The following is a 12,061-nucleotide window of genomic DNA, read 5'->3' as shown; positions in this document are numbered from 1 at the left end:
GGCGGTCAGTCCACGTCGACGTGGTCGAACGTGCGCAGCAGCTCCTTCAGCACCTTCACGCACGCCGTGATCTCGGCGTCGGTCAGACCGCCGCCGACCTGCCGGTTCAAGGCGTGCTCGCGGGCGAGGATCGCGGTGATCGTGGTCCGGCCCCCGTCCGTGAGCCGGATCAGGGAGGAGCGCTGGTGCGCCGGGTTGGGGATGACCTCGGCCCAGCCGCGCGTCACCGCGTCGTTCACCATGCGCTGCACGAACTGCCGGCTCAGCGCCATGATCCGGCCCATCTGGGGCACCGTCATCGGCTCGAACCGGTGCAGCAGGTCCAGCACGGAGCGCACGCCGACGGAGGCCCCCTCGATCTGCTCGCCCAGCTCGATCTTGCGGAAGGCACGCCGGTAGAGCGGGCCGATGAGGTCGTACACCTCGGTGATGCGCTCGCCCAGCTCGTCGGGGGCGAGGGGCTTGTCGATGTCGTTCACCCGGCCATCATGCACCGGGCCGTGGTGACACCTCGGGTGTCAAAGTCGTCATGACAACCCAGTTGTCAAAACTCCCTGAAGATGACACCTTGGTTGTCATGAATGGTGCTGCGGACGTCCGCTTCCTCCCGTCCTCCGACGGCGACCTCGCCTACCTCGACACCGGCTCGGGCGACCCGGTGGTCCTGCTCCACTCCGGATACGTCGACCACCGCTTCTGGGCGGACCAGATCCCGGCCCTCGCCGCCGAGTACCGGGTGATCGCCCCCGACGTCCGCGGTCACGGCGCCTCCGCCAACGCGAGCAGGCCCTTCCGCTGGGCCGACGACCTCGCCGAACTGCTGCGCCACCTCGACGCCGGGCCCGCCGTCCTGGTCGGCGTGTCGATGGGCGGGGTGATCGCCACCGACACCGTGCTGGAACACCCCGAGCTGGTCCGCGCGGTGGTCACCTGCGGCGCCGTCACCGGCGACTTCCGGTACACGGATGCCTGGCACCGGGAACTCCAGGCCGAGTACGCCCGCACCCTGGGCGCCGGTGACATCGAGGGCTGGCTCGACGCCTTCCTGCGGGTCGCCGCGGGTGCCCACCGAGACCTCGACGCCCTCGACCCGGAGATCCCGCGCCGGCTCCGCGAGATGGCCCGCCACACCCTCTCCAAGCACACGCCCGGTGAGACGGACTGGCAGGTGCGGGTGACCGACTCCTGGCCCCGGGTCCCGAAGATCGACGTCCCGGTCCTCACGGTCAACGGCGCCCTGGAACCCGCCGATCTGCTGGCCGCCGCCGAACGCCTCGCCCGCGAGGTCCCCGACGGTCGCGCCGAGATCGTCGAAGGCGCCGACCACTACCCGAACCTGGAGCGGCCGGACGTCTTCAACGACCTCCTGCTGGGCTTCCTGCGCTCGCTCTAAGGTCCGGCCAGCCGGGACCTCTTGTACGAGTAGCCGAAGTAGATCACGCACCCGATCACGAACCAGACCGCGAACCGCACCCAGGTCTCCCATGCCAGGAACGTGATCAGCCAGACCGAGAAGACGACACCCAGCGCCGGCACGAACGGCATCCACGGCGTACGGAAGCCGCGCGGCAGATCCGGCTGCCGGTAGCGCAGCACGATCACCGCCACGCACACCACCACGAACGCCAGCAGGATGCCGATGTTGGTGAGTTCGGCCGCCTCGCCGATCGGCACGAACCCGGCGAGGAGGGCCGAGGCCACGCCGACGATCCAGGTCACCCGTGTCGGCACGTGCCGCGTCGGGTGCGTCTTCGCGAACCAGGAGGGCAGCAGCCCGTCCCGGGACATGCTGAACCACACACGGGTCACACCCAGCATGAAGGTGAACATCACGGTGAGGATGCCGATGATCGCACCCACCGCGATCACGTCCGCGAGCCCGCCCAGCCCCACAGCCTTGAACGCGGTCGAGAAGCCGCTCTCCGGGTCGATGTCCTTGTAGTTCTGCATGCCGGTGAGGACCAGACAGGCCGCCACGTACAGCACCATGGAGATCGCCAGCGAGTAGATGATCGCCTTCGGCATGTGCCGCTGCGCGTCCTTCGACTCCTCGGCCGCCGTCGACATCGCGTCGTACCCGAAGACCGCGAAGAACACCGTGGCCGCACCCGTGAACGCCCCGCTGACGCCGAACGGGAAGAAGGGGTGGTAGTTCGCCGAGTTGATGTGGAACACCCCGACGCCGATCACCAGCAGCACCACCAGCACCTTGAGCACCACCACGACCGTCTCGAACCGGGCCGCGCTGCGGATGCCGAGGTTGAGCAGGTAGGCGATCAGCAGGCAGAGCACCGCGGCGAACAGGTCCACCCGGTGGCCGGCCCCGGTGCCGGGCGCGCCCAGCATCCACCGCGGCAGGTCCGCGCCCATCTCCTCGACCAGGAAGCCGAAGTACCCGGAGATGCCGATCGCGACCACCGCCACGATCGCCGTGTACTCGAGGAGCAGGTCCCAGCCGATGAACCAGCCCGCGAACTCGCCGAGCACCGCGTAGCCGTACGTGTACGCCGAACCCGCCTTCGGGATCAGCCCGGCGAACTCCGCGTACGACAGCGCGGCGCAGGCGCTCGCCAGGCCGGCGATGAGGAAGGAGAGCAGCACGGCGGGACCGGCCGTGCCGTTGGCGACCGTGCCGGCGAGGGTGAAGATGCCCGCGCCGATGATGCCGCCCACCCCGATCGCGGTCAGCTGCCACAGCCCGAGCGATCTGTCGAGCTGGGGCCCCTCGCCGACCTCCGTCTCCTCGATGTGTTCGATGGGTTTGCGACGGAGAATTCCTTCACCCATACGGAGCTTGGCCATGTGCCTCACCTCTTCGCCGATCGCGAACGGCTGACGGCGGATCATGATGGCTCAGGGGGGTCACGGACGGAAGACGCCACGCACGCTCTCGGCCCAGCCGGGCACCCAGGTCCGGGTCGCGGGGCGGGGCGGTCGGGCGTCGGTGAGACGGGCGCGCAGGGCGACCAGCGCCGGGTGCGGGTTGGCGCCCGTCCAGAGCAGGGAGTGCGGGTAGACGGGGGTCGGGTCGGCCAGCGGCACCCGCCGCAGATCATGGCCTTCCGGCCAGACCAGCCGGGTCCCCTCGCTGACCAGCGTCGCCAGGGTGTCGGAGCCGGCCAGCGCGTCCTGCACCGCCCCGCTGAAGTTGGGGCCCGAGGAGTCGATGGTGAGCCCGAACTCGGCGGCGAGGGAGGCGTAGTAGGCGGCCCACTCGGTGCCGTCCACGATGCCCGGCATCCAGATCCGGTGCCCCGCCAGCTCCCCGGGCGAGACCGAGCGACGGCCGGCCAGGGCATGCCCCGGGCCGGTGAGCAGCTGGACCGGCTCGTCGTACACCCGGGCCGCCTCGACGCCCCTGGGCAGCGGCCGGCCGGGCATGGCGACGGCCCGGAAGGACGCGTCGATCGCGCCGGAGCGCAGCGCGGTGAGTGCCGAGTCCACGTCGAAGAGCGTGACGACGTCCAGGGCGATCTCCGGGTGCGCCTCGTGGAAGCCGCGCAGCAGCGCCGCCGGGGCGAGCCGCGCGCCGACCACGTCGACCCGCAGCGGGCGGCGCGCGGACCGCACGGAGGCGGTCGCACGCTCCTCGGCCAGCAGCAGCTCGCGGGCGTGCGGCAGGAAGGTCCGGCCGTCCACGGTCAGGTCGGCGCCCCGGGGGGTTCGGCTGAACAACCGCACCCCCAGCTCCTTCTCCAGCGCCGCGATCCGCTTGGACACCGCCTGCTGGGTGACCGCCAGCACGGCGGCGGCCTCCTGGAACTGTCCTGAGTCGGCGACGGCGACGAAGGTGCGTACGGCTCTGAGGTCCACGCCCACACCGTACAACCGCGGGTTGTGACAGATGGTCCGTGAGTTGTTTGATTCGGCGGCCACCTGCCCGTTTTCATGTCCCGAGTCAACGGGAGGTTGTGCATGGGGCGGCGATTCGGGTGGCTGTGGGCCGCGTACTCGGTGAGTGCGGTCGGCACCTGTCTCGCCTTCGACGCGTTCTCGGTGATCGCGGTCATCGCGCTGCACGCCGACTCCGCCGAGGTGGCGCTGCTCGCCGCGACCGGGCCCGCCGTGGGCGCGGTGGCGGCCGTGCCGCTCGGCCCGTGGGTGGAGTTCCGGCGCAAGCGGCCGGTGATGATGGCGATGGACCTGGTCCGGTGCGCCGCGCTGCTTACCGTGCCCGCCGCGTACGCGCTCGGCGGCCTGGGCCTCGGCCAGCTGCTGCTGGTCTCGGTGCTCGTCGCGGCGGCCGACATCACCTTCAACGCGGCTTCCGGCGCCTTCCTGAAGAGCCTCGTCCCCGCCGACCGGCTGCTCACCGCGAACGCCCGGTTCGAGTCCTCGAACTGGACCGCGCTGGTCCTCGGACCGCCGCTCGGCGGTGCCGCGATCGGCGTGTTCGGCCCGGTGACCACGGTCGTGGCGAACGCCGTCAGCTTTGTGCTGTCGGCGCTCGGCATCCGGGCCGTCGGTGGCGGCGAGCCCAGGCCCGAGCGCACCGGCACGGACCGCCTGCGTGCCACCGACCTCCTCGACGGCTGGCGGCACATCCTCGGCAGCCCGGAGCTGCGGCCGCTGTTCTTCAACAACCTCGCGGCCAACGCTCTGATCATGGTTGCCGCACCACCACTGGCCGTCCTCATGCTCGGCCCGCTCGGCTTCGCCCCCTGGCAGTACGGCCTCGCCTTCGCCGCGCCCTGCCTGGGCGGCCTCCTCGGTTCCCGGCTGGCCCGCCCGCTGGCCGCCCGGTACGGGCAGCAGCGGGTGCTGCGCGGCGCGGCCACCCTGCGCACCCTCTGGCCCCTCGGGCTGGCCTTCGTCCGGCCAGGACTGCCCGGTCTGCTGCTGGTGATGGTCCTGGAGTTCGGGGTGATCAGCTGCTCGGCCGTCTACAGCCCGGTGTACGCCACCCGCCGTCTGGAGTGCACCCCGAACGACCGGGTCGCCCGCACCCTGTCCGCCTGGTCGATCACCGGCAAGGCCACGACGGCGGCGCTCACCGCACTCTGGGGCCTGCTGGCGAGCCTCACCGGCCCCCGCGCCGCGATCGCCCTGGCCGGTGTCCTGCTCCTCGCGACCCCGCTCCTGCTCCTCGGGGAGCCCCGGAAGGCGGTTACGGCACCACCGTCACCGGCCACCGTCCCGCCTTCACCAGACGGATCGCCACCGAGCCGATGAACCGGTGGCCGGCCTGCTCGGAGGCGCCCACCACGACCGCGTCCGCCTTCAGCTCGTCGGCCGCCTTCACCAGACCGGCATAGGGGTCACCGCGGAAGGTGTGGAACTCCCAGCGCACCTCGAATATCCCCTTGAGCCGCTCGGCCGCGTCCCGGATCTGGGCGACCAGGTCCTCCGCGATCTCGTCGGTCGTCTCCGCCACCGGTGCCCCGAGCGCCGCGCCGGCCGCCAGGACCGGCTGCACGTACACGACGGCGAGCAGCGCGCGCTGCCGCCGGGCCATACCGGCGGCGTAGGAGGCCGCGCGCCACGAGGAGTCCGAGCCGTCCACACCGGCCACGATGACCTTCGGCCCGTCCGTGCCCCGCTCGAACTGGTGTTGTTCCGCCACGCTCCGAGGCTATCGGAAATCGCAGGTCCCATGGCTGCCGGGGCCCCTCGCCCGGCAAGCGACGCCCAGTTGGCCGCAGGGCGCTCGACGGGCGAGGTGGGCGGGCGCTTCCTACAGTCGGAGCATGAGTGCCGCCGTGCAGCCCGCCCCGGGGAAGGACACCGCGGGGCCACCGCGCCCCCGCGGCGGCGGGCGGCTCACCTGGGTGCCCGAGGCGTTCGGGACCTTCTTCGCCGCCCTTGCCCTGCTGTGCGCCCTGCTCTCCTTCATCGCCCCGCTGCGCGCACTGCTACGGCCGGTCGTGCACTTCCTCAACGCCGTCGTGGTGCCCGTCAGCCCCAACCTGGCCTACGCCGTCTTCCTGTTCCTGCTCGGCGGCGCCACCGCCGCCCGCAAGAAGGTCGCCTGGTGGCTGGTGGTGATCTACCTCGGCCTGCTGGTGCTGGCGGACATCCTGACCGTCGCCTTCGACTTCGACTGGTACTCCTTCAGCTCACTGCTGGTGTGCGGACTCGCCCTCGCCCTCCTGATCGTGGCCAGACGCGAGTTCTACGCCGCCTCCCGCCGGGCCGCCGTACGGCGCGCCCTCGGTGTCCTCCTCGTCGGCCTGGTCGTGGCGATCCTGGCCGGCTGGGGCCTGGTCTCGCTCTTCCCCGGCTCGCTGCCGCACGGCCAGCACCTGGCCTGGGCCGCCGACCGGGTCTGCGGCGGCCTGGTCGACGGCGGCAGCTACCGCGGCCGCCCGCCCCGGTTCGTGGCCTTCCTGCTCGGCCTCTTCGGCGCCCTCGCCCTGCTCAACGCCGCCGCCACCCTGTTCCGTTCACAGCGCCTGGAAGCGGCCCTGCACGGCGACGAGGAGACCCGTGTCCGCGCCCTCCTCAGGGCCTACGGCGACCGGGACTCCCTCGGTTACTTCGCCACCCGGCGCGACAAGGCCGTGGTCTTCTCGCCCAGCGGCAAGGCCGCCGTCACCTACCGCGTCGAAGCCGGCGTCTGCCTGGCCAGCGGCGACCCCGTCGGGGACCCGGAGGCCTGGCCGCACGCCGTCGCCGCGTGGCTGGACGTGGCCCGCCGGCACGCCTGGGTGCCCGCGGTGATGGGCGCCTCGGAGGGCGGCGCCAAGGCCTACGTCCGCGCCGGGCTCGGCGCTCTGCAACTGGGCGACGAGGCGATCCTGCACGTCGCCGACTTCGACCTCGGCGGCCGGGAGATGCGGGTCACCCGGCAGGCCGTCAACCGGGTCCGGCGTTCCGGCGCCACCACCCGGGTGCGCCGCCATGCCACCCTCACCGAGGCCGAGATGGAGGAGGTCGTCGACAAGGCCGACGCCTGGCGCGACACCGAGACCGAGCGCGGCTTCTCCATGGCCCTGGACCGGCTCGGCGACCCCGCCGACGGCGACTGCCTGCTCGTCGAGGCCCTCGCCGAGGACGGCCGGCTGCTCGCCCTGCTCTCCTTCGTGCCCTGGGGCGGCGACGGTGTCTCCCTCGACCTGATGCGCCGTGACCGCGCCGCCCCGAACGGGGTCATGGAGTTCATGGTCGCCGACCTGTGCGCGGCCGCCCCCAAACTCGGCATCCGCCGTGTCTCGTTGAACTTCGCCGTCTTCCGTTCGGTTTTCGAGGAGGGCGCCCGCATCGGCGCCGGACCGGTGCTGCGCCTGTGGCGCCGGCTGCTGCTGTTCTTCTCCCGCTGGTGGCAGCTGGAAGCCCTGTACCGCTCCAACGCCAAGTACCACCCCGAGTGGTACCCGCGCTTCCTCTGCTACGGCGAGGCCGGCTCCCTCGCCCGGATCGGCGTCGCCTCCGGAATCGCCGAAGGTTTCGTCTCCGTACCCTCCCTGCGCAAACTCTGGGGAAAGGGGCACCCGAAGACCGGACCGCGGCCCGTCGAGGAGCAGCGGTCTTCGCCGGTGCCCGGTCTCGACGGAGGGGACGAGGCCGGGTCCGGCGCCCCGGACCGGAGCCTGCCGGACCAGTTCCGGGTCCGGCGCGGCAAGCTCGACCGGCTGCGCGCCGCGGGCGTCGACCCCTACCCGGTGGCGACCGTACGGCCGACCCGGGCCCTCGCCGACATCCGCGACGGCGAGACGGTCACCGTCGCCGGGCGGATCATGCTGGTCCGCGACTTCGGCGGCATCGTCTTCGTGACGCTGCGCGACTGGTCCGGCGACCGCCAACTCGCCCTCACCCGGGCCGAGTCCGGCGCCGCCCTGGCCCGCTTCACCGCCGACACCGACATCGGCGACCAGATCACCGCCACCGGCCGGGCCGGCCTCAGCGACAAGGGCGCCCCCACCGTCTTCGTCACCGACTGGCAGCTCACCGCCAAGTGCCTGCGGCCCCTGCCCGACAAGCACCGGGGCCTGGCCGACCCCGAGGCCAAGGTCCGCCGCCGCTACCTCGACCTCGCCACCAGCCCCGCCGCCCGCGCCGTCGTCCGCGCCCGCTCCTGCGCCGTACAGGCGCTCCGCCAGGGCCTCCTCGACCGCGGCTACCTGGAGGTCGAGACCCCGATGCTCCAGCAGATCCACGGCGGCGCCAACGCCCGCCCCTTCACCACCCACATCAACGCCTACGACCTCGACCTCTCGCTGCGGATCGCCCCCGAGCTGTATCTGAAGCGGCTGTGCGTCGGCGGGATGGAGAAGGTCTTCGAACTCGGCCGCACCTTCCGCAACGAGGGCGTCTCCTACAAGCACAACCCCGAGTTCACCATGCTGGAGGCCTACCAGGCGTACGCCGACTACGACGTGATGCTCGACCTCGCCCGCGAACTGATCCAGGGCGCCGCGACCGCCGCATTCGGCTCCCCGGTGGCCCGCAGGGACGGGCGGGAGTACGACATCTCGGGGAGCTGGCCCGTCAAGACCGTGTACGGGGCGATCTCCGAGGCGCTCGGGGAGGAGATCGGCCCCGGCACCGAACTGCTGCGGCTGCACCGGCACTGCGACCGGACCGGGGTGCCGTACACCGCCGACGACGGGCCCGCGGACGTCGTCCTGGAGATGTACGAGCGGCTGGTGGAGGAGTGGACCCGGCTGCCCACCTTCTACAAGGACTTCCCGACCGACGTCTCCCCGCTCACCCGGCAGCACCGCACCGACCCGCGGCTCGCCGAGCGCTGGGACCTGGTCGCCTTCGGCACCGAACTCGGCACCGCCTACTCCGAGCTGACCGACCCCGTCGAACAGCGCCGCCGGCTGACCGCCCAGTCGCTGCTCGCGGCCGGCGGGGACCCCGAGGCGATGGAGCTGGACGAGGACTTCCTGGACGCCCTCGAATACGCGATGCCGCCCACCGGCGGACTCGGCATCGGCGTCGACCGGCTGGTCATGTTCCTGACCGGCCTGACGATCCGTGAGACGCTGCCCTTCCCGCTGGTCCGCCGCCACTGAGGGTCCTCGATGCCCGGACACGCCCTCGGTCCCGGGTACTTGACCATTTCTTGCCGAAACCCCCGTGCGCTGGTCCGTGCGGGTGTTTTCACGCCGCCGCACCGGTGTCTAAGTGGTGCGCCCCAGCCCGGCCGGGCGACTGATGAGTCATGCAGAAGGATCAGTTGTTCACCCGACGGCGGCTGCTGCTCGCCGGCGCCGCCGCTCTGGGCGCCGCGGGCACCGCGGGAATCGTGCTGGCGAGCGACGGTGAGGAGGCGGCGGGCACCGTCGCCCCGGCCGCCGGACCACCGGCCCGCCAGGCGCTGAAGTCCTCGGCCTTCCGGCTCCAGCCGCTCACCGGATACGGTCCGCCGCCCACCGAGCCGCGCAAGCTGAAGGTCCGCAAGCAACCCATCATGCGGATCTCCGGGAGCGGCCGGCACATGATGCTCACCTTCGACGACGGCCCCAACCCGGCCTACACCCCGCACATCCTGGACACCCTTGCCAAGTACGACGTGCGCGCGATGTTCTTCCTGTGCGGGGAGTGCATCGTCCAGAACCGGGAACTGGTGGCGCGGATGGCCGCCGAGGGCCATGTCGTCGGCAACCACACCTGGACACATCCACTGCTGACCACCTTGGACCGCCGTGAGATCCGCGACGAGATGGAGAGCACCAGCGACGCCATCGAGGACACCTACGGCGAGCGCCCCCAGTGGTTCCGCGCCCCCTACGGCGCCTGGAACCGCGCGGCCTTCCAACTCGGCGCCGAGATGGGCATGGAGCCCATGGCCTGGACCGTCGACAGCACCGACTGGACCACCCCGGGTACCCGCACCATCGTCGACACGATCGAGAAGGGCGCCGCCCCCGGCGTCGTGGTGCTCTCCCACGACGCCGGGGGCGACCGCTCACAGAGCGTCAAGGCCCTGCGCGAATACCTGCCCTATCTGCTGGACAACGGCTACCACCTGACGGTGCCGCGCCGCCGGACCTGAACCGGATCTGGCCCGTTGCCGCCGACGGGCGTCAGGGCCTGTCTGACCATTCCCGTCTGCCTCGCGGGCGACGGCGGGAATGGTCAGACAGGCCCTGGCCCGCCCGGCCGGATCCGCCTCAGCGGGCCTCGACCAGGCGGGCGAAGACCACCACGTTCCCGTCGTAACCGTTCTGCTTCGAGAAACCGCCGCCGCAGGTGATGACCCGCAACTCCGGTGTGCCCTTGGAACCGTAGACCCGGTCGCCCGGGAAATCGGCTTTCGCGAAGACCTCGATGCCGTAGATCTCGAACACCGCGGTCTTTCCGTCGGTGCGGTCGATCTCGATCCGGTTGCTCTTCTTCAGGGAACCGAGACCGTAGAACACCGCCGGCCCCTTCGTGTTGTCGACGTGGCCGACGATCACGGACGTGCCCTTTTCGCCGGGCGAGACGCCCCCGGTGAACCAGCCGGCCAGATTCGGGTCGTCCGGCGGCGGTGCCGCGACCCAGCCGTCCGCGTCCAGACCCACCGGCATCACGGGGGCGTCGACCCGGATCGCGGGGATCCTGATCCGGTTCGCCGCCGAGTACGGCAGCGAGGCGGGCGCGGTGGCGAAGGTGTCCGGGACCGTGCTACGGCTGTCCGGGGCGGCGGCCGAGGCCGGCTGCGGCGGGCCGACGTCGAACTCCCCCGAACCGTTGCGGATGAGCGCCAGACCGGTCAGCAGCACAAGAGCTATCACGCCCCAGGGGGCACGCTTACGCCGCCGTTCCTCCTCTTCGGCCAGCTCGGAAAGTTCGGACGCAGACATTCGCCATCCCCTCTCGACGCGGCCGCCGCGATGTCCGTGGCGCGCATGTCCGTAGCGCGCATGGGAAAACGCTAAGTCCCGCGCGCGCGTGCGGCGACGGGTCAACGGGCGAACGGGTGGCCCGCGCGCATTCCGGTGCGCCATCCGAGTTGCCGTTCTCAGGATTTTTCTGACGGTCCGTGACCTGCGGCAATATCCGATTGTGTGCTTTTCGCTCGGCGTGTCCCCTCACCAGGACGGACCATTCTCGAAATGCGGGCGTGTTCAAGGCATCTGAGGGTCTATTCGGGAGGTGCTTTCTCGCCGATCTACCGGGGACGGTTCCCGGGGCGCCTTCCGCGGAGGAAGAGATGCGAAACTCACGTGCGCTGGCGGCCGCGTGCACCGTGGTCGCCGTTCTCGGCGCCGCCGCCCCGGTGGCCGTCGCCGACGGCCTGGGCAACCCCGGCGGCCCGCCCAACACCCAGGCTCCGGTCGTCGGTGGGACGGGCGTCGCACCCGGGGCCGGTGTCGCCCCCGGGGCCGGCGTCGGTGTCGCCCCTGGAGTCGGCGTCGGTGTCGCCCCCGGCATCGCGGCGGTACCCGGGGTCGCCGTTCCCGGGTACGGCATCGGCGGATTCGGCGTAGGCGGCTTCGGCCGGGGGGACGGCCGGGGGGACGGCCGGGGGGACGGCCGGGGCAGGGAGGGCTTCGGCGGTCGAGGCGGGGACGGCTTCGGCGGACGGGGCGGGGAGGGCTTCGGCGGACGGGGCGGGGAGGGCTTCGGTGGTCGGGGCGGGGAAGGCTTCGACGGTCGGGGCGGCGACGGCTTCGACGGGCGCGGTGACGACGGGTTCGGCGGCGGGAACGGTGACGACGGGTTCGGCGGCGGGAACGGTGGAGACGGGTTCGGCGGCGGATTCGGCGGCCGGGGCTTCGGGGTGCGCAACATCCTCGCCCAGCCCAGGGCGATCACGAGCGGCGCCCGCCTCACCGTCACCGTCAACGGCTGCCGCAGCGGCTCCATGAGCTCCCGCGCCTTCCGGACGACCTCGCTGTTCCCGTTCGGCGGCGACATGGCACGCGGCGTCGCCACCATCGACCGGGACGCCCGCCCCGGCCCCTACGACCTGACCGTCCGCTGCAACGGGGGGCGGACCCTGACCCGGCCGAACGCGTTCTATGTGCTCGGCGGGGTCAGGGGCGGCCTCGGCGGCAGTGTCTCCAGCGGGGCCACCCCGGCCGACATGGCGATCGGCGGTGGGCTGGTGGGCGCGGCCGTCCTCGCCGGCTGCGGGTTCTGGCTGCGCCGCCGGCACGAGAAGCGGCTCTGACCCGTGCGGGCC

At 72.1% G+C, this 12,061-nt stretch carries 10 protein-coding genes; 5 read left to right on the top strand and 5 right to left on the bottom strand.

Annotated features, from left to right (window positions below):
* Positions 1–5: 5 nt before the first annotated feature.
* Positions 6–479, bottom strand: coding sequence for a MarR family winged helix-turn-helix transcriptional regulator (locus ACZ4N4_RS18720; protein ID WP_453567324.1), 474 nt, complete (start codon positions 477–479; stop codon positions 6–8).
* Between the two features lie 98 nt (positions 480–577).
* On the opposite strand from ACZ4N4_RS18720, the gene ACZ4N4_RS18715 reads away from it, so the two are divergent.
* Positions 578–1,393, top strand: coding sequence for an alpha/beta fold hydrolase (locus tag ACZ4N4_RS18715; RefSeq protein ID WP_453567323.1), 816 nt, complete (start codon positions 578–580; stop codon positions 1,391–1,393).
* Here ACZ4N4_RS18715 and ACZ4N4_RS18710 read toward each other — a convergent pair.
* Both ACZ4N4_RS18710 and ACZ4N4_RS18705 read right to left on the bottom strand, forming a co-directional pair.
* A complete protein-coding gene (locus ACZ4N4_RS18710) occupies positions 1,390–2,802 on the bottom strand; it encodes an amino acid permease (protein ID WP_467589885.1) in 1,413 nt (470 codons plus the stop codon). The two genes, ACZ4N4_RS18715 and ACZ4N4_RS18710, sit on opposite strands and share 4 nt — an antisense overlap.
* Before the next feature lie 60 nt (positions 2,803–2,862).
* Complete coding sequence (locus tag ACZ4N4_RS18705; RefSeq protein WP_467589882.1) at positions 2,863–3,813, bottom strand: LysR family transcriptional regulator; 951 nt, start codon at positions 3,811–3,813, stop codon at positions 2,863–2,865.
* A 102-nt stretch (positions 3,814–3,915) separates the two neighbouring features.
* On the opposite strand from ACZ4N4_RS18705, the gene ACZ4N4_RS18700 reads away from it, so the two are divergent.
* Entirely contained in the window at positions 3,916–5,172 is a 1,257-nt protein-coding gene (locus ACZ4N4_RS18700) for an MFS transporter (protein WP_467589879.1), read from the top strand.
* On the opposite strand, the gene ACZ4N4_RS18695 is transcribed toward ACZ4N4_RS18700, so the two are convergent.
* Complete coding sequence (locus ACZ4N4_RS18695) at positions 5,108–5,563, bottom strand: universal stress protein (RefSeq protein WP_453567317.1); 456 nt, start codon at positions 5,561–5,563, stop codon at positions 5,108–5,110. The two genes, ACZ4N4_RS18700 and ACZ4N4_RS18695, sit on opposite strands and share 65 nt — an antisense overlap.
* A gap of 124 nt (positions 5,564–5,687) precedes the next feature.
* On the opposite strand from ACZ4N4_RS18695, the gene lysX reads away from it, so the two are divergent.
* A complete protein-coding gene (lysX, locus tag ACZ4N4_RS18690) occupies positions 5,688–8,960 on the top strand; it encodes a bifunctional lysylphosphatidylglycerol synthetase/lysine--tRNA ligase LysX (protein WP_467589876.1) in 3,273 nt (1,090 codons plus the stop codon).
* 149 nt (positions 8,961–9,109) lie between these two features.
* A complete protein-coding gene (locus ACZ4N4_RS18685; protein WP_453378082.1) occupies positions 9,110–9,943 on the top strand; it encodes a polysaccharide deacetylase family protein in 834 nt (277 codons plus the stop codon).
* Positions 9,944–10,061: 118 nt separating this feature from the next.
* Here ACZ4N4_RS18685 and ACZ4N4_RS18680 read toward each other — a convergent pair whose 3' ends face one another.
* Positions 10,062–10,736: a class F sortase gene (locus ACZ4N4_RS18680; RefSeq protein WP_450758038.1), complete on the bottom strand. Its 675-nt coding sequence runs from the start codon at positions 10,734–10,736 to the stop codon at positions 10,062–10,064.
* A gap of 350 nt (positions 10,737–11,086) precedes the next feature.
* Between ACZ4N4_RS18680 and ACZ4N4_RS18675 the strand changes: the two genes are divergently transcribed.
* A complete protein-coding gene (locus tag ACZ4N4_RS18675) occupies positions 11,087–12,049 on the top strand; it encodes a hypothetical protein (protein ID WP_467589872.1) in 963 nt (320 codons plus the stop codon).
* Positions 12,050–12,061 lie beyond the last annotated feature (12 nt).

The sequence above is a fragment of the Streptomyces sp. NPDC026538 genome (genome assembly GCF_055567535.1).
The sequence above is the reverse complement of the archived record's forward strand: the minus strand, read 5'-3'. Positions and strand labels throughout refer to the sequence as shown.